This window comes from Gluconobacter cadivus (assembly GCF_015244745.1).
Classification (GTDB): domain Bacteria; phylum Pseudomonadota; class Alphaproteobacteria; order Acetobacterales; family Acetobacteraceae; genus Gluconobacter; species Gluconobacter cadivus.
In genome coordinates this window covers 1-17,589 of sequence record NZ_JABCQI010000006.1, presented here as the reverse complement: position 1 = coordinate 17,589, position 17,589 = coordinate 1, and the positions used below count along the sequence as shown (strand labels likewise).

Genomic DNA, 17,589 nt, shown 5'->3' with positions numbered 1-17,589 from the left:
CGCATATCCTCCGGTGGTCCGTTTTTCGACGAGCCCATCAGGCTCAGGCATTAAAATAAAAACGCAACTGTGTGCTGATCACGGAATTTTCAAGCGTCGTATTATGTTCAATGTCGTATGCAGAGCGAATCGAACATAGGAATGTTATGAAAAACAACTTTTTTGTTACCTCATCTATCTTAATCGCTACGTTCCTTGGCTCTGCAAGCCAGGTATTGGCTGTTGAGCAAAAGCCAGCACTCGAGGACGCAGATGTTTTGAAGATGGCGTCGGCCGCCCGCAAAGCTTTAGCCGAGCAGCACATTAATGGCTGTATCGTTATCGCGGACCCTGATGGCGTTCCTCTCTATGTCGAGCGTCAGGTGAATGCTACTCCCAATTGTCTCTCTGCAGCATTAGGAAAAGCCAAGTCGGCCGCCATTTTCAAGACAGACACCAACGTGTCCTATGAAGGGCTGGTCAAAGGAGAGGTTCACAATCTCGCTGTGCCGGATCTCTCAAGCAACCCAGGTGGTGTTCCGCTCTTCGTCGGCAAAACCGTCGTCGGCTCCATTGCCATAAGCACTCCCGATGGCTCGAAGGATCTCGCAGTCGTCCATGCCGCTGCTAACGCTCTCTGACGCGCTGGAGTTGTCTTTGTATGAGCTCTAACCGTCTTTGGCGCTGCTGCCTCGCTGCCGCTGTAACACTGCTTGCGAGTTCGTCCGCAGCTTACGCTGATAATGCGACCAACACCCAGAGCTCGCCTGCATCTGTGAAAATGACAAACCTGCAGCAGACTATCCCCGGTTTTCTGCAATCGCCCTATGGGGCCCCATCATTCGGTGCACCATATGGGACGACGCACGCCCTCGGAGACTGGGGCGGGATACAGCCTTGGCTTCAAAAGCACGGCGTTTATGTCGCTCTTGCCCTGTACGAAGGGATTTCCGGAAATGTATCAGGAGGTCGCAAGAAAACTTACACCGTTGCAGGTCAGGTTGGCAGCACCGTCGATATCGACTTTCGCAAGCTTTTTGGAACCGGTCAGTGGTCAGATGATTTGTGGCTGCACACCCTCATCGTCAATGGGCACGGAACCAATCTCAGCCGCTCCTTTGGTGATAACGGCAATCAGGTTCAGCAGATCTACGGTGCGCGTGGAAACGTCGTTGCCCATCTCGTCTGGGCATATTTCGAGAAATCCTGGTTCAACCATAAAATCGACCTGGCCACCGGCTGGATCCCGACCGGGACGTTTTTCAACAATGCCCCTTGGGTGTGTAACTTCATGAACGTCTGGATGTGCGGAAACGTCACGCCGACGAAGTACCTCGTAGGCGGGCGGGACTGGCCTTCTGGCAATATCGGTGGGGTGCTGCGCCTGATGCCCAATCCTCATGTTTATGTCATGGGAGGTGTCTTCGCCGTCTCGCCACATTCATATAACGGCGGTATCTCCGGCTGGTCCTAGGGACAATCCAATCTGGGCAAACTTTCAACGGAAGCTGAAATTGGCTGGATTCCTGAATTCGGACACGACAAGCTGATCGGTCACTACAAGGTTGGAGTGATGTACGACAACTCGCGCTACAACAACCTGTATGAGGACATCAACGGGCGGCCATGGGTTGTCACGGGTCTGCCCGCTCGCAAACAAAGCGGTCAGACGTCTGTATGGGTCATGGCAGACCAGATGCTGGTTCGACACGGCGATGGCCCATCCAACGGCCTCGTCTTCGGTGCTCAATACGCCTACGCAGACGGTAAAACCTCACAGATCAACCACCATATCGTCGCGGCGCTTATGGATACAGGGCATCTGTGGGGCCGCCCGGAGGACGGTATCGGCATCGCTTTCCAGTGGGCCCATTTCTCCCGCAGTGCGGTTTTGTCCCAGCAGGCTGCTCTTGCCAACGGTTTGGCGCTGGTCGGTGCCAATTTCGGAACGCCATACGGCATTCAGGGCCATGAGACCATTTATGAAGCGTATTACACCTATCATGTCCGGACCGGTGTCACCCTTCAGGGCGACTTCCAGTACGTCAACCATGTCGGTGGAACGACGGTTTTTAACGACGCTGCTGTACTGAGCAGTGCTTTGAATGTTGCCTTCTAGGGAAGACGGGATGTTGAGGGTGTTAAAGCCTGCGTCACTGTCAGAACGGTATTTCAGAACTTGAGGATCTATCTCTATGCGCTTCACAAAAAAGGGTCTCTCCCGCCGGCAGGTTCTCGCAACCTCGTTGACGCTTCCAGCTCTCGGCAGCCTTCCGGGCTTTGCGCGCGCAGCCGGTCTCGTCACCCTTTCGCAGTTTCATGACCTGTGTGGAACCCTGACAGGAAAGTCAGGACTCAATCTTGAAATTTCCAACAGGATCCTCACAGCCCTGACGGCCCTGGACAGCAGCTTCCCCCAGAAGGTCGGTAGCCTCATCAGCGCCATGAAGACCTATGGTCTGAAGGACATGTCCGATTTCAAGCAGTTTGCTGAGCAGAATGCGAATCAGGCTCCTGTTGCGATGAGCATCATTTCCGCATGGTATCTGGGCTATACGGGCACACCCCTCATGGACGCCACGCCCGCCGTGGGCCATCCTGTCGATGACGCAACCTTCGTCACCTATGTGGGCGCCCTGATGTACGCGCCGACAGCCGACACAACCGTCATCCCAAGTTATTCCCGTGGTCACACCAATTACTGGGTGAACCCACCCGCCAGCCAGAGCGCTGGTTGATTGCTGATTTCAGGTAGGTAGAATCATGACCACTCAATACGATGCAGACGTGATTGTCGTCGGCTCAGGCGCAGTTGGCAGCAACGCAGCCTATGAACTTCTCAAACAGGGCAAGTCTGTCATTGTCCTGGAATCCGGCAGGTGGATCCCGCGTTGGAAAATCGTTGAGAACTTTCGTTCGTCTCCGCGGAAAGGCAACCATAACGACCCCTACCCGAACCAACCCTGGGCGCCGACATCTTTCTCACCCGATTATATTGAGAACACAGGTAGCTTTAAATTCCTTCCCGGAATGCTCCGCCTGGTCGGTGGTACAACCTGGCACTGGGCAGCGGCCACCTGGCGCTTCCTGCCCAACGATATGAAGCTCAGGACCCTTTATGGTGTCGGGCGCGACTGGCCTATTTCCTATGATGAACTGGAGCCTTATTACGGACGCGCCGAGTTCAATCTTGGTGTGGCCGGCAGCGACACGCAGGATCAGTCCGGGCAGGGCGGAGCAGGCCAGTTTCCACACCGCTCCACACCGTATCCAGTGCCTCCCGAAGCGGAAACCTACTACTTCCAGCGCATTAAGGCCCGCCTGGCTCCGGAAGGGTTCAACTTCATCCATGAGCCCAACGCACGCACCAATCAGCCCTGGGATGGTCGCCCTGGCTGCTCAGGCAACAACAACTGCATGCCCGTCTGTCCCATCGGGGCCATGTATTCCGGCGATGTCCATGCTAAGCACGTCGTAAAAATGGGCGGCAAAGTTATCGAGGACGCCACGGTCTATAAGCTCGAGAAGGGCTCGGACGGCAAAATTGTCGCAGCGCACTACAGAACGTCCGATCACAAAGACATCCGCCTGACTGCACGGTATTTCATCATCGCTGCAAACGGCCTGGAGACCCCAAAACTTTTGCTCATGTCTGATGTTGCCAACTCGTCCGACCAGGTCGGGCGCAACATTATGGACCATACTGGCATGGGGCTGCAGTTCCTGGCAGACGAACCGCTGTGGCCAGGTCGCGGGCAGGTTCAGCAAGGTGGCATCTTCAACTGGCGTGATGGTGAGTTTCGTCGTGAACACTCTGCCATCAAACATGCCTTGACCAACACCGTGCCAAACAGAGCCATCACACAGCATCTTCTGTCCCAGGGTATCGTGGGACCTGAACTCGATGAAAAAATCAAGGACTGGGCGGCACGTTGGGTGGATATCTCCTCGGTGTTCGAACTGCTTCCAAACCCTGAAAACCGCATTCAGCCCTCGGCGACCCGCAAGGACGCGCTGGGGATTCCGACCATGACCGTCCACTACAACACCGATGATTACATTGAGCGCGGAGCTGTCAAAGCCAAGGCAGATTACGCAAAGTTCGTTCAGACGATGGGTGGTACAGTTATTAACGACAATACCGGCTGGCAGAACCGTGACCACATCATGGGAACCGTCATTATGGGTAATGATGCCAAGACCTCGGTGGTCGACAAGGACTGCCGGGCCTGGGACCATAGTAACCTGTTCATGGCGACAACTGGCGTCATCCCGGCTTGCGGTGTCGTCAACCCGACCTTGACAGGCGTAGCCTTCGCCATTCGCGCTGCCGATATTATCGCCAAGGAAGTCTGAGTCATGACACGTTCTCTCATCGCTGGTCTTGGCCTTCTCACCCTTGCCGCCATCCCGCATTTCGCGATGGCTCAGGATGGCACTGACGATTTCATTAAAAAGGGAGCTTACATTGCCCGCGCGGCAGATTGTATGGCCTGCCACACCAATCCGGGTGGCAAAGATTATGGTGGCGGTTACGTCATTTCTTCACCGCTGGGGGACATCATTGCCTCCAACATCTCGCCTTCAAAAACCTACGGTATTGGCAACTGGACCGAAGGCCAGTTTGCTCAAGCCGTTCGTGAAGGCGTCGCCCCTGAAGGTAATCTTTACCCGGCGATGCCCTATACCTCATATTCCGGTATCAGTGATGCTGACATTCACGCGTTATATGTGTATTTTATGCAAGGTACCGCGCCTGTCGATGAGGCCCCGGTCAAGAAAACGAACCTTCCCTTTCCATTTTCCCAGCGCTGGTTGATGGCGGGATGGAACGTGCTGTATGCGAGCGGAAAGCCCATGCCCGCCGCAACCACACAAGAGGGGGGCGCCAAGCGCGGTGAGTATCTGGTCAACGTGTTGGCTCATTGTTCGACTTGTCACACACCGCGTAACATTGCCATGTCTGAAGACCAGAGCCGCTTTCTCGGCGGTGCGGACCTCGGGGGGTGGCACGCACCAAATATCACCTCGGATCCTGTCAGTGGCATTGGCGGATGGAGTGACGAAGACATCAAGTCCTATCTGCGTGACGGCAGTGCTCATGGCAAAAGCCAGGCGGCAGGAGGCATGGCAGAAGCGGTCGAACACAGTCTGCGTCACCTCACTGATTCTGACCTGACCTCGATTGTCGAGTACCTGCGTACCGTCAAGCCTGTTCGGGACCCGAACCAGAAAGCTCCGGGCTTCAGCTTCAGCACGCCAAAGCTCGCAGACCTCGCAAAGCTTGACGCACCGATCGACCGCAGCCCTGATGCGATGACACTGGGAACAAGCACCAATGGTGCGGAATTGTACACCGGTGCGTGCGCCTCGTGCCATCAGTTGAACGGGCAGGGGACACATGACCAGTTCTATCCTTCACTGACCTCGAACACCATTGTCGGTGGTCCAACGTCTCAGAACCTGGTTATGGCCATCCTCAAAGGCGTGGACCGTGCCACCAACAACGGAACCGTTGCGATGCCAGCCTTCGAAGGCCAGTTGAACAACGAGCAGGTTGCCGCTGTTGCAAACTATGTTCTCTCCAGATTTGGGAATGACGCCTTGCATGTCAGCGCTAGCGATGTCGAACTGCTCAAACGTGGCGGCCCCAAGCCCTTTATAGCACGCTACGCTCATAGCATGAGTGTTGCAGGAATAGCTGCTGCAGGATTGTTTGTTTTGATTATCATTTTTCTTCTAGCTCGCCGCAAAGTGGCAACGCGCTAAGGGACGAAGCTGGAGGGACCGAAGAACCGTTGGGTTGATGTGTCTTGTTTCTGATTCGCGGCTTTGGACGTTCTGATTGACGGTTCTTTTTGACGTACCCCGTTTTTTATGGCTTTGGGTTGATGGGATGACAAGTATCTCGTGGGCGTGCCCCCGAGATACTTGTCTGGCAACCTGATCCGGTGTTCTGCCACCCAGTTGGAAATGGGGGCGCACCGTATTGTAGTCTTTCCCGCCAGTCAGCCAGAGCCTGTCGGGCATGGCTGAGAGACGTGAACAGCGTCTCGTTGTGGCATTCATCCTTCAACCGGCCGTTGAAACTTTCGACAAAACTGCTCTGTTGCGGTGTCCCGGGGGCGATATAATGCCATTCAACCTTCATCTCATCCGCCCATTTCAGGATGGCATGGGATGTGAACTCCGTACCGTTGTCACTGACAATCATGAGGGTTTGCCATATCTTTCCACCAGGGCCGTCAGTTCCCGCGCCACACGTCCACCTGATAATGATACCGAAGGCTGTTCTGATTCAGTCCTTGGACGGAGGGTCGGGTATGGCTAGAGCGATTGCTTTACGGACGGATTATACGGCTGATGCGCTTCGGTGGCTGGCCGCTCGTACACGGGATGCGAATGTTGCAAGGCGCCTTTTGTCTCTGGCTGCGGTGCGTGAGGGTAGCAGTCGAGGCGAAGCGGCGCGGATCGGTGGCATGGACCGGCAAACCCTGCGGGACTGGGTGCTCCGGTTCAATGCTGCAGGCCCAGCCGGCCTGCGGTATCAATGGTGCAATGCCTCTGTCTGCCGCCTGACGGCGGACCAGCAGGCGGAGCTCTCGGCATTGATCGTCGCCGGACCTGATCGTAACCGAGGCTGTGTGGTCCGTTGGCGCAGTATTGATCTGAAGCGGGTGATTGAGAAGCGTTTCGGTGTTTCATATCACAATCGCCAACGCTATCCTCAAAACTGGAGTGCCATGGCGCATTAGCTCCGCCGCTTAAACACAGTTGCTAGAGACTGAATCAGCAAACGGTCTGATCGACTTCCGCAGAACTTCAGCAGATATCCTCGCTCATATTGCAGCCGCTTTGTTCCACGCGCTCATCCGCCGGGATAGAGTCTTCGGCACGATGGCTCCCATTCAGGCGATACGGTCAAACATAGATGAATAAATTCAAATAATTTTATCTGGACGCTGTCCACATGGTGAATGAACTATTTCAATAGTTCCTCTTCACGAGGCTCTTTTGAAATACTTTTCATAATGAGCCTCGTAAGGCGCTGCGCGAATTCAGCATCAAGTTTGCCTCCCAGAAGAAGGTGATACCAAAATGCACCATGAAACGCGGCGACCGCCATTTCCACATCGGCATCTTCCAGGATTTCTCCGTTTGCAATGCCGTCACGAAAAATGGTGGCGACGATTTCCGCTCTTGGCTCAACAAAACCGGCCCGGAAACTCTTTAGAAATTCGGGATCGTCCTGCGCGGACGCAATCAGGTTCCTGATCGCAGGTCCATCCTGCTGCAAGTTCCTGAACACGTTGACCAGAAAATGCAGCAACCGCTTCTCGGCGCGGCCGTCCGATAGAACGTCCGCATCACCAGCGCTTTCCAGGAACGCGGCCAGAACGAGTTCAGCCTTACTCGGCCATCGGCGATAGAGCGTCTGCCTGCCAACACCAGCCTCTGTTGCAATCATCTGGATGCTGACACCGCAATATCCGTGTTGCAGGACGAGCTGCCGGGCTGCCGCCAACAGGCTTGGCCCAACTTTATTATCGCGCGGGCGCCCCGGAGAGCGAGTAGAGGTTGTCATTTTCGTCATTGCGGTACGCCGGTCTCGTATATATTATGATACCTTGGTCTCGTATTTAGATTGCCCAAACAGGAAATGTCCATGTTAAAGCGAAGGGGCGTCTTTGCTCTGCTCTGTGTCGCATGTCTGACGATCATGGTCGGCTGCGTTATCGTACCTGGCCTGCCCGGCATCGCGACGGCTCTCGGTCTCTCCCAGGAAGCAAGCTGGCTGGTCACCTTGCCCTCACTCGGCGTAGTGATCTTTGGCCCCTTTGCCGGCCACCTGATTACACGCCTTGGCTCTCGCCAGGCCTTGCGTATTGGCCTCGCTCTGTACGGAGCGCTCGGGCTGGCATGTATATGGCTGAGCAACGCAGTATTGATCTTTTCTGACCGGCTTTTGCTCGGGGGAGCAACAGCGATCGTGATGGCTTCGGGCACAGGGCTTTTATCCGATTTTTTTGAGGGACACGCGCGGCTCAAGATGATCGCACTCCAGGGCATGGCCATTGAACTGGGAGGCGTTATCTTCCTGTCTCTGGGAGGACTCCTCGCCAGTATGGGATGGCAATGGCCGTTTTCGCTCTATCTGATGAGTTGGGTCTTTCTCGTCCTCGTCGAACTGTTCGTACCGTATCCGCCAGTCAAACCCGTTGCGTCACCCCAAACAGAAGCAGATCGAGGTTCTGTTCTGGGCAAACTGGCGCGAATATATATAGCCGCTCTCCTCTCCATGACCGTGTTCTTCACAGCGATCATCTCCTTGCCCAGACGGCTGGAAGGCATTCACTTCTCCGAGGCGCAAACAGGGTATTTTCTGTCATTCGTCTCTCTTGTCGCTGTAGGAGCAGCGTGGTTTCTCCCAAAAATCTGTCGGCGTATCGGGGAGCAAAACACTTTGCGGGCGGGCTTTCTGGCCTATGCAGCCGCCCATGCACTTTTTGCTTCCATGATGACGGCAGTCCCGATGATTGGCGCTGCAATCATGCTCGGGACCGGTTTCGGACTGACAGTTCCCCTCGTCAATCACCTGACGATCGAACGCACCCACTCTGTCGAACGCGGCTCAGCACTTGCCTACCTGTCTGTTGCCATTTTTATGGGGCAATTCCTGTCATCGTTTTTGGAATATCTCCCTGGCAATATAAGTTCTGCCTTCATAGCCGCCATTATTCTGGCTTTGGGCGGCGTTGCTGTCTCTGGTCGGCCATCGTTGTAAGAAACTGACCAACCTGCGGCGTTTTGCGACACCATCAACTATCCGTCGATCGGGTCTTCGTTCTCTTCAGATCCCAATGATCTGCGATACACCCCATTCAAACCCCTGCGCAGCAGCTCCTGCTGCTCAGCCGACCCGTCGACGGGCAGAAGGGTGCGCCTGGCAATCATCCAGCGACCTTTGTGCCGTTCAAGCTCCCAACGGTTCACGACCACGCGGTGAATGCGGTATCCCGTCGAGGCCCCATGATTTGGCAGTTCGCGTCGATGACCTTCATGGTCAAGATGAATAATCATGAGGTAGGATGTGACAATCGCGACGTCACCCCGCAGATCGATAAGCGGCAGACCAGTAAAATGGGCAAGGCCGCCTAGCAACTGTGTTTAAGCGGCGGAGCTAATGCGCCATGGCACTCCAGTTTTGAGGATAGCGTTGGCGATTGTGATGAGGCGCCGTGCGATAGCGACGATCACTAGTTTATGTGGTTTACCCCGCTCTTTCATGCGCTTGGCAACAGCTTTCAGAACTGGATTATGGCAGGCAGCTGCCAATCCTGCCTGGAACAGCACGTGGCGGAGAGATCTTCTTCCCCCTGAAATGACCCGTTTCCCACGCATCGCGCCACTATCATGAGCCATTGGCGCAAGTCCGGTCATGGCAGCGGCTTCTGTCGCTGTCATGGGGCCGAGCTTTGGCATTTCTGCGAGAAGCATGGCGACTGATACCGGGCCCATACCAGGAATGAAACGGAGAGGCTCTGCTATGGCGGAGAGTTCTTCTGCCTTTGCGATAACGCTTTTCAATCCGTTGTTCAAGCTCGCTGATCTGGCTTTCGAGAAATGCTTTGAGACTGCTGTCCATCTCCTCCAGTTCAGCGCTCACACCTTGCTTGCGGCGCGCCGAAATCTGGGCAGAAAGCCGTTTACGTGCCTCCACCATCTGAGCTCTGCGCACCGTCAGTGCCCGCAGAAACTGGAGCTTCTCATCCGGCAGTGTTCGTCCTGCTTCTGGACGAAAAGCCATAAAGCGCGCAATCAATTCCGCATCGATCTGATCGGTTTTCGCGCGTTTCCCCATGGCGAGTGCGAAAGCTTTGATCTGTGCTGGAGGCAACTGGACGGCATTGAGTCCCATACTGATGAGAACACGCCAGAGTGCCCATTCCTGTCCACCGGTGGCTTCAAATCCAACCGTGAGACCGTCCGGCATACTCTGAAGAGTTTCCAGTAATCTGGCATGGCCATCAGGTGAATTCTGAAAACGAAATCTCTGCTTTTCTGGCAGGCAAAAGCCATCAAGCCAGTCTCGAGACACATCTACTCCAATGACCGTTTCCGAAGACATATCACTCTCTCTCTTTCTTATGTTCGCGGTCCCGGAACCGGGCCGCCGTCAACTGTTCGAGACGGTGAAGAGAGGCGAGATCAGCCTGCTAGAAAACGTGGTCAGGCTACCAGGTGTTAAGCGCTGTATCTCACCTCATGAACGACCCTGGCCAGGGTCGTTCATGAGGCCATCATAACAGGCTGGAAACACATAAGGTGTTTAGTCCCGGGGTTTGATGGTGTGGTATTTTCACGCGAGTGGAAGGAAGCCTTATGGGACAGATACGTCATGGCAGCGCCACGACCACGCACGCCGTGCGAGCAGCAATACAGCGATCGCAGGCTTCGCTCGCGACGCTGAGCAAGAAGTTCGGGGTCAACCCGAAAACAGTTGCAAAGTGGCGGAAGCGTCAAACGGTTGAGGATCAGAAGACAGGTCCCAAAGAGCCGCGATCCACAGTTCTGTCCGAGACGGACGAAGCAATGATCGTGGCGTTTCGCCGGCATACGTTGCTGCCGCTGGATGACTGCCTTTATGCCCTGCAGGCCAGCATTCCCCATCTGACACGCTCGGCCCTGCATCGCTGCCTGCAGCGCCACGGAATATCCCGGCTTCCGGATATCGAGGGAGACAAGCCCAGACGACAACGTTTCAAACGCTATCCCATCGGCTTTTTTCACATCGATATTGCCGAGGTCCAGACTGCTGAAGGCAAGCTGTATCTCTTCGTCGCCATCGATCGGACCAGCAAGTTCGCTGTCACACAACTCGTCGGGAAAGCCGATCGGAAGACCGCCTGGGAATTCCTCGAATATCTCCTGAGCATCATTCCTTACCGGATCCATACCATTCTGACCGATAACGGCATCCAGTTCGCTGATCAGCCCCGTAACCGCAATACGGCCTGGTCTCGCCCCATGCGCTTCGACATGATCTGCGAAGCTCACGGGATCGAACATCGTCTGACGAAACCCAATCATCCCTGGACGAACGGTCAGGTTGAGCGGATGAACCGGACAATCAAGGAAGCAACCGTCAAACGCTTCCATAATCCAACCCATCAAACCACGGGACTAAACACCTAGATGATTTGGAGAGTCTTAAGTAATCAATTTTTCGTTTGAAGCGAAGGAGACTAATCAACGATGTCTGCTTGTTTGTAATAGGATCTAAAAGCAGACCTTTCGCTTCCCCCCCCAAAGCCGCTGCACAACCGATAAAGGATTGTGGGTCTATGCGGGGGTGTAATTCCTCACGCCCGGAATGGCAGAGGCGATGAAACCATCTTTTCCAGAGTTGTTTTTGTCCGAGGACAAGGGCTCCAAATCAGCACATAGGAAGAGCATTTTAGAGACGATTTCATGCATACTACCCTATGTCCGATAATAGAAATTAACGGACATAGGGGGTGGGGAGGGGTCTATTTTTTGGAAAATTTGTACAGACCTGCCAGCTAAGACTAAAGCTTTAATTTTTTTTGCATTCGTATCAGTGGAACGTTCACTCCATCCCCTGTGGCTTCAACTCTTTCTAAAGGGTAATAACCGGAGGCGATGTAGAGGGGTTCTCCACTGAGAGTGGCCATGAGCTCAGCAGTTCTGAAACCATGATCTGCTGCAGCTTGTTCGCACTGCTTCAAAATAAGACTGCCGATCCCTTTTCGCGTGAACGCGGGGTCGGTGTACATTGCCCTGATCCTCGCAGGGTCTCGTTCAGGATTGAGTAGAATAGGATCACGAAGATCGCTGCTGTGATCACCTCCGTAAAGCGTTGCGCGCTTACTCCATCCTCCGCATCCCGCTAAAACCCCGTCATATTCGGCTATGAGATAGGATCCGTCTTGAACCAATTGGGTATCCAGACCCATGACGGCGTGACTGGCGATGATTTGCTCAGGAGTGAGAAATCCTACCTGTAATGCGTCGATAGATCTGTTGATGAGATTTTTTAACGCAGGAAGATCGCTGCTCGTAGCCCAACGTGTTCGAATCTTTCCTGCAGCGTAAGTCGTCATAATGGTCCTAAACTGGTCTCAGCCGAGCATTCATGGCTCGAACCTCATCAAAAATCTATTTTCTAAAACGTAGCTCTAAAGAAAAAAACCTATCAATCGGATGCATATCCTGCGGTGCTGAGGCAGACTACCGTCGGCTCATGAGAGATATCGTTGATTTTTCTATAGACCGTATCCTGTAGGGTGGCAGGAACAGTATTCCTTTCTGAGATCGGAGAAGAACATTCTCGAGTTTTAGAAGGTTGGCCCTTTCTGCTTGGCACATCCCACAGTTCACCCCACCTGTATGGGCAAACTGCTGACAGGGCGTTGCACATGATTCCACTTTCAATTCTCGATCTCGCGTTCATCACCGAAGGCAGTTCGGCGACCGAGGCGCTTCATCGGAGTGCGGATCTTGCGCAGCATGCGGAAAGTCTGGGCTTCAAGCGTTTCTGGCTGGCTGAACATCACTCAATGGCGGGCATTGCCTCCGCTGCGACTGCGGTAGTAATCGGCTATGTCGCAGGCGCTACGAAAACCATCCGGGTGGGTGCAGGCGGGATCATGCTGCCAAACCATGCCCCGCTTGCTATTGCCGAGGCGTTCGGCACGCTGGAAAGCCTTTATCCGGGCCGGGTCGATCTTGGGCTTGGACGCGCGCCCGGCTCCGATCAGGCCACAATGCGCGCGCTGCGTCGTGATCCGGCCTCCGCTGACCGCTTCCCACAGGACGTGTTCGAACTGCTGCGTTATTTTGAAAAACCGGAACAGGGTCAGGCAGTCTTTGCCGTTCCGGGCGCGGGGCTGACTATACCGGTCTGGCTGCTGGGATCGTCCTTGTTCTCCGCTCATCTGGCCGCCATCATGGGACTGCCATTCGCATTCGCCAGCCATTTCGCTCCTGATCTGATGGAAGAGGCTCTGACGCTGTACCGTGAGCGGTTTGAGCCTTCGGAGCGACTGCAGTCACCTTATGCCATGCTGGGCATCAACGCAGTCATCGGAGAGACGCAGATCGAAGCACAGCAGGCGGCAACATCTCTACAGCAGCATTTCATTGCTCTGCGTCAGGGACGTCCTTCGACTTTTCCTGCACCTCGGTCAGTGTCCTGGAATAGTCAGGAACAGCGTCTCCTTGACAGCACACTGCGTTATACCTTCGTAGGAACCGCAGAAGACGTCACAAAAAACATTTCCGCTTTCGCAGAGCGGTACAGGCCTGATGAACTCCTGATCGGTACGCCGTTATATTCTCAGGAGGCGAGGCGAAAGACCCTCAGTGGCATCGCGCACCATTTGATGGAAAAATAATCCCATACCTGAGCACACGGGGCGGCACCGCATGGGTTGTTTGTTATAGATGGTGGTGAAGCCGAACGCCATGACGCACATGGCCTTGTTTTTGTAGCATTGGGCAGCCACCACTAGGTCGCATAATATTTCTTATGCCAACTAGACTTCGTTTTTCTGAAGGATTCAGCTTTACTGTGGAATTTCGCAAAGCAAAATCGCTTCTTGACGAGAATGGCACTTTGGCTCATCCAGAAGGAGTCTCAATCCCATCTGGATACCGCAAACCTTTAATAATCGATCGCCGCACTGCTGAGCATTCTTCAATGCGTCGGATGCTTTCACCCAGAATAAATTGCTGATGGGGTATTTCGAATGCCTGGCTTCTCAGTCAGTCGCGACACCATACATCGTATGGCATCGAGTGTGTTGGGAAGCGTCCCGTGGAAGAGGATTTCTCCCGATCGCCCAATGGAAGCGCCAGGCGATTGAATGTAGGGCGGGGGCGCTCTCTGGCAAGCGGGCATCCAAGACGACAATCAGTCCGGCCGACGTGGAGAAACTTCATGCGAAGATCGATCAGTTTCTGGAGACGCCGTATTACGGGGTGCGGTAAAAGACGAGGCATCTTTGCCGTCTCGGACATGATGTCTGTCGGGCGCAAGCGCGTTCGCTGGCTCATGGCGACGATGGGTCTGCGGACGATCTACCAGAAACTACGCATGACGATATTGCATCCGGCACATCGGAAATATCCGTATTTTCTTCGAGACCTGGTGGTTGATCGCTCCAAACAGGTGTGGTGCTCGGACATCACCTGCATCCCAATGCGCAAGGGTTTTCTGTATCTCATGGCAATCAAGGACTGGTCGACGCGTAAGGTTCTGTCCTGAAGGCTGTCGAACACGATGGATGCTGAGTTCTGCATGGGGGTGCTGCAGGAAGCTCTGATCCGCTCCGGCGCGCCGGAGATCTTCAACACAGATCAGGGGTCACAACTCACGACGCCTCGGTTCACGGACGTGTCGCAAGCGCGCCAGATCCGCATCAGCATGGATGGGCGGGGCCGCTGACCGAACGAGCGCCCGATGAGGCGTATCATTAGAAGCAGCCCCCACGGGGTCCGGGATTAACCCTGGATCCCGTGGCCAACAACAACGCCGTCAATCTGGCGACCTGACAACAACCAATTAAAGCTTATCAGGTCCATAAAACTGTCCGAAAGGACGGGTCGACCTCTCTGCGCGATCGGTCTCTGCTTTTAAGCGGCTACATTCTCGAAGAACACGTCAAACCATATCTCCATGGCCGCGTAATTTATACAAACCGGTCCTTCCCAATTCCGGTGTGGTTCAATCCTTAGGTATTGGAATATCATGATGACGCGTACTGCCGATGGAAACAATAGACATCCCTTTATCGTAGAGGCCGATACCACAAGCGGATATTGGTCGAACCATCCCGATAATACGCTTCCTCCGCCCGATATGATGGGCGCCTATATGCGAAATCGGCCTTACCCCGCGAATCAGATCGAAGGTCGTAAGGGATGGATCATCGGCAGTGGAATTGCCGGCCTGGCCGCCGCTTTCTACCTGGTGCGTGACGGGGCCGTGAAGGGAGAGAATATTACTATTTTCGATGCGCTCGATATTGAAGGTGGTTCGCTTGATGGCGCTGGCAACGCTGAAGATGGTTACATCATTCGCGGTGGCCGCGAGATGAACTGGAACTACGACAATCTCTGGGATATTTTTCAGGATATCCAGGCAATCGAGCTTCCGTCGGGATACAGCGTCCTCGACGAATATCGCCTCATCAATGATAATGATCCCAATTATTCGAAAGCCCGGCTTATGCACAAGCAGGGACAGATCCGTGATTTCTCAACCTTCGGCCTTTCTCGTTCACAACAGTGGCAGTTAATTCGCCTCTTGCTGAAACGTAAGGAGAATCTCGATGACGTTACGATAGAGGATTATTTCAGCGCAGACTTTCTTCAAACCAATTTCTGGTTCTTTTGGCGTTCAATGTTCGCGTTTGAGAATTGGCATAGCTTGCTTGAGATGAAATTGTACATGCATCGTTTCATTGACGCGATCGACGGCCTCAATGACATGTCTGCGCTCGTTTTCCCGAAGTATAACCAGTACGATACTTTTGTACGTCCTCTCGTTGAGCATCTTAAAAAGCAGGGTGTAAAGTTCGAATTCGGCGCACGTGCCTACGACCTCGAGTGGCGGGATGAAGAGGGGAAATGTACTGTCACAGGCATTAGAATGCTCAACCATGGAGCCGCCGACCTTATCTCGGTAAACGAAAAAGACCTTGTATTTGTCTTGACTGGATCAATGACCGAAGGAACCGCGTATGGCGACATGAACCATGCCCCCGTTCTTCAGCGTGGTCGTCACGATCCAGGCAATGATAGTGACTGGGCGTTATGGAAAAACATAGCTAAAAAATCGTCGTTGTTTGGTAATCCTGAGAAATTCTATAACGATATTGGCAGGTCGATGTGGGAATCTGCCACCATCACCTGCAATCCTTCACCACTGGTAGATCGAATAAAAGAACTCTCTGTCAACGATCCTTATTCAGGCAAGACCGTAACCGGAGGGATCATTACCTTCACTGATTCCAATTGGGTCTTGAGCGTCACCTGTAATCGCCAACCACATTTCCCCGGTCAACCCGGTAATGTATTGGTTCTTTGGGCGTATGCTTTGCTTATGGACAAGGACGGCAATTGTATCAAAAAGCCTATGCCTGCCTGCACTGGCCGCGAAATCCTTCAAGAGCTTTGCCACCATTTGGGCATTACAGACAATCAATTTGAAGCTGTGTTAGCCAATACAAAGGTCCGTCTGGCGCTCATGCCCTATATCACCGCGATGTTCATGCCCCGGAAAGCCGGTGATCGGCCACATGTAGTACCGCAGGGTTGCACAAATCTCGCGCTTATGGGGCAATTCGTGGAAACTTCAAACGACATCGTCTTTACAATGGACTCTTCTATTCGGACAGCCAGAATTGGAGTTTATACTTTACTGGGCTTACAAAAAAAGGTTCCTGATATCAGCCCGGTACAATATGATGTTCGTAATTTAATCAAAGCTGCCCGAGCGATCAATAATGGAAAACCATTCCTGGGTGAATATTTATTACATCTCTTACTTAAAAAGACTTACTACGCCCATATTTTACCACCACTTCCAGATCGGCGACAGGGATTTCGCGAAACTGCCGACGCCGAATTGAAGGGTTTACTCAAAAAGAGCGCTCAGACAATCAATACCGTGGGCAAATGGCTGCAAAAGGCCCGGGAAGAGATTATAGAAAGGATTCGAAAATAACATCATTTCGAATGGTTAGAGCTTTGGTCAGATCTCAGAGACATAGATGGTTTTCTGGGCCAAAGCCTTAATCTCCCGACCATCACCGGAATGGGCTTTGTCATTGCAGGCCTTCTGGTCATGAACTTCTTATCAATGTCAGCGGGTCACTGACCTCAATATATTCCTTCTCTTGGAGCTTTCTATGATCAATCCTTTGCCCCCACTTCCTGTCCTGTGCGCCCTTCTCTTCCCAGTCTGCGCTTTTGCGCAAAGCTCCCACGACTGGTTGCCGGAATCTGGTGTTAAATCGCCTTACAGTCCACTTGCCGTCCCAACGACACTTCACCCAGTCACAGCTTCCCTAAACAGTCTACTAAAAACAGGATATCGGATCACCACAACCACAAGCTATGAAGAATCTGGGGCGCTCTTCACGCTTGAGAATCATGGTCAGACTATTCTCTGTGTGCTCACCCCTCCTAATCCGCAAACGGACCAGAATGTCCCAACATCACGCTGTTGGGCTTTGTAAAGACTGTTATTCCGTAAGAATATGATGCCACCAGATCCACTTTATTCAGTATAGCCCGAAGAAAATTCTTCAGATCCCAAGACCAAATATTCTGCTCCCAAGCCTAACAATTGATTTTATTCTCTAGTGGAAAGTTACGAAACACCTATACACTCTTAGTCATGACGCTCTCATCCTTCGCCCCCTGACCACTTGGCCGAAGTCCTGCCTGTTCTAGAGCAGCGGTCCTAGACCCGGGCAACGCTGGTGCTCGCCCTTGGGAGAGGACATGGAGGCCATCCGGACCCTGAGCAGGCGGCACTTACTGCCCTTTCAGTCGTCTCGGTGCCGTTGGATTGGTGGC

General features: G+C 53.5%; 12 protein-coding genes and 5 pseudogenes. 11 read left to right on the top strand and 6 right to left on the bottom strand.

The features are described from left to right. Positions 1-146 precede the first annotated feature (146 nt). The 5 genes and pseudogenes from HKD28_RS09455 (at position 147) to HKD28_RS09435 (ending at position 5,748) form a co-directional block, all read left to right on the top strand. The gene (locus HKD28_RS09455) at positions 147-620 is read left to right on the top strand and encodes a GlcG/HbpS family heme-binding protein (RefSeq protein ID WP_158093574.1); all 474 of its coding nucleotides are present in this window, start codon (positions 147-149) and stop codon (positions 618-620) included. A gap of 20 nt (positions 621-640) precedes the next feature. Next, positions 641-2,098 (top strand): annotated as a pseudogene (locus tag HKD28_RS09450) (carbohydrate porin). Positions 2,099-2,174: 76 nt separating this feature from the next. Then, a complete protein-coding gene (locus tag HKD28_RS09445) occupies positions 2,175-2,717 on the top strand; it encodes a sugar dehydrogenase complex small subunit (protein ID WP_077804089.1) in 543 nt (180 codons plus the stop codon). A 25-nt stretch (positions 2,718-2,742) separates the two neighbouring features. Continuing rightward, on the top strand, positions 2,743-4,335 hold the full coding sequence (locus tag HKD28_RS09440) for a GMC family oxidoreductase (protein WP_077804090.1): 1,593 nt from the start codon (positions 2,743-2,745) through the stop codon (positions 4,333-4,335). Positions 4,336-4,338: 3 nt separating this feature from the next. Continuing rightward, positions 4,339-5,748 carry a cytochrome c gene (locus HKD28_RS09435; protein ID WP_077804091.1) on the top strand — a complete coding sequence of 470 codons (1,410 nt, stop codon included), beginning with the start codon at positions 4,339-4,341 and terminating at the stop codon, positions 5,746-5,748. A 156-nt stretch (positions 5,749-5,904) separates the two neighbouring features. Here HKD28_RS09435 and HKD28_RS09430 read toward each other — a convergent pair. Continuing rightward, a pseudogene (locus HKD28_RS09430) lies at positions 5,905-6,258 on the bottom strand (integrase core domain-containing protein); the annotation flags it as partial. Positions 6,259-6,302: 44 nt separating this feature from the next. On the opposite strand from HKD28_RS09430, the pseudogene HKD28_RS09425 reads away from it, so the two are divergent. Beyond that, a pseudogene (locus tag HKD28_RS09425) lies at positions 6,303-6,695 on the top strand (helix-turn-helix domain-containing protein); the annotation flags it as partial. A gap of 266 nt (positions 6,696-6,961) precedes the next feature. Here HKD28_RS09425 and HKD28_RS09420 read toward each other — a convergent pair. Next, entirely contained in the window at positions 6,962-7,564 is a 603-nt protein-coding gene (locus HKD28_RS09420) for a TetR/AcrR family transcriptional regulator (RefSeq protein WP_159264462.1), read from the bottom strand. A gap of 60 nt (positions 7,565-7,624) precedes the next feature. Here HKD28_RS09420 and HKD28_RS09415 point away from each other — a divergent pair, with 60 nt between their 5' ends. Then, the gene (locus tag HKD28_RS09415; protein WP_206035222.1) at positions 7,625-8,764 is read left to right on the top strand and encodes an MFS transporter; all 1,140 of its coding nucleotides are present in this window, start codon (positions 7,625-7,627) and stop codon (positions 8,762-8,764) included. A gap of 38 nt (positions 8,765-8,802) precedes the next feature. Here the strand turns inward: HKD28_RS09415 and HKD28_RS09410 are convergent, their stop codons facing one another. From HKD28_RS09410 to HKD28_RS09405, 3 genes are read right to left on the bottom strand one after another with little or no spacing between them, the layout of a single operon-like run. After that, the gene (locus HKD28_RS09410) at positions 8,803-9,141 is read right to left on the bottom strand and encodes a nuclear transport factor 2 family protein (RefSeq protein ID WP_077804096.1); all 339 of its coding nucleotides are present in this window, start codon (positions 9,139-9,141) and stop codon (positions 8,803-8,805) included. A 6-nt stretch (positions 9,142-9,147) separates the two neighbouring features. Continuing rightward, the gene (locus tag HKD28_RS15715; RefSeq protein WP_235993399.1) at positions 9,148-9,462 is read right to left on the bottom strand and encodes a transposase; all 315 of its coding nucleotides are present in this window, start codon (positions 9,460-9,462) and stop codon (positions 9,148-9,150) included. After that, positions 9,392-10,108: an IS110 family transposase gene (locus HKD28_RS09405; protein WP_235993398.1), complete on the bottom strand. Its 717-nt coding sequence runs from the start codon at positions 10,106-10,108 to the stop codon at positions 9,392-9,394. The genes HKD28_RS15715 and HKD28_RS09405 overlap by 71 nt, the downstream gene beginning before the upstream one ends. Before the next feature lie 254 nt (positions 10,109-10,362). On the opposite strand from HKD28_RS09405, the pseudogene HKD28_RS09400 reads away from it, so the two are divergent. Next, a pseudogene (locus tag HKD28_RS09400) lies at positions 10,363-11,151 on the top strand (IS481 family transposase); the annotation flags it as partial. A 398-nt stretch (positions 11,152-11,549) separates the two neighbouring features. Here HKD28_RS09400 and HKD28_RS09395 read toward each other — a convergent pair. Continuing rightward, on the bottom strand, positions 11,550-12,104 hold the full coding sequence (locus tag HKD28_RS09395) for a GNAT family N-acetyltransferase (protein WP_077804097.1): 555 nt from the start codon (positions 12,102-12,104) through the stop codon (positions 11,550-11,552). 315 nt (positions 12,105-12,419) lie between these two features. On the opposite strand from HKD28_RS09395, the gene HKD28_RS09390 reads away from it, so the two are divergent. From HKD28_RS09390 to HKD28_RS09380, 3 genes and pseudogenes are all read left to right on the top strand, one after another. After that, positions 12,420-13,397: an LLM class flavin-dependent oxidoreductase gene (locus HKD28_RS09390; RefSeq protein WP_077804098.1), complete on the top strand. Its 978-nt coding sequence runs from the start codon at positions 12,420-12,422 to the stop codon at positions 13,395-13,397. A gap of 442 nt (positions 13,398-13,839) precedes the next feature. Further along, positions 13,840-14,446 (top strand): annotated as a pseudogene (locus HKD28_RS09385) (transposase); the annotation flags it as partial. 306 nt (positions 14,447-14,752) lie between these two features. Next, a complete protein-coding gene (locus HKD28_RS09380) occupies positions 14,753-16,732 on the top strand; it encodes an oleate hydratase (RefSeq protein ID WP_235993397.1) in 1,980 nt (659 codons plus the stop codon). Positions 16,733-17,589: the final 857 nt, after the last annotated feature.

Excerpts from the sequence above, each read along its gene's own strand:
- HKD28_RS09455 (WP_158093574.1), top strand. The coding sequence starts at position 147 with ATGAAAAACAACTTTTTTGTTACCTCATCTATCTTAATCGCTACGTTC.
- HKD28_RS09445 (WP_077804089.1), top strand. The coding sequence starts at position 2,175 with ATGCGCTTCACAAAAAAGGGTCTCTCCCGCCGGCAGGTTCTCGCAACC.
- HKD28_RS09440 (WP_077804090.1), top strand. The coding sequence starts at position 2,743 with ATGACCACTCAATACGATGCAGACGTGATTGTCGTCGGCTCAGGCGCA.
- HKD28_RS09435 (WP_077804091.1), top strand. The coding sequence starts at position 4,339 with ATGACACGTTCTCTCATCGCTGGTCTTGGCCTTCTCACCCTTGCCGCC.
- HKD28_RS09420 (WP_159264462.1), bottom strand. The coding sequence starts at position 7,564 with ATGACAACCTCTACTCGCTCTCCGGGGCGCCCGCGCGATAATAAAGTT.
- HKD28_RS15715 (WP_235993399.1), bottom strand. The coding sequence starts at position 9,462 with ATGCCAAAGCTCGGCCCCATGACAGCGACAGAAGCCGCTGCCATGACC.
- HKD28_RS09405 (WP_235993398.1), bottom strand. The coding sequence starts at position 10,108 with ATGTCTTCGGAAACGGTCATTGGAGTAGATGTGTCTCGAGACTGGCTT.
- HKD28_RS09395 (WP_077804097.1), bottom strand. The coding sequence starts at position 12,104 with ATGACGACTTACGCTGCAGGAAAGATTCGAACACGTTGGGCTACGAGC.
- HKD28_RS09390 (WP_077804098.1), top strand. The coding sequence starts at position 12,420 with ATGATTCCACTTTCAATTCTCGATCTCGCGTTCATCACCGAAGGCAGT.
- HKD28_RS09380 (WP_235993397.1), top strand. The coding sequence starts at position 14,753 with ATGATGACGCGTACTGCCGATGGAAACAATAGACATCCCTTTATCGTA.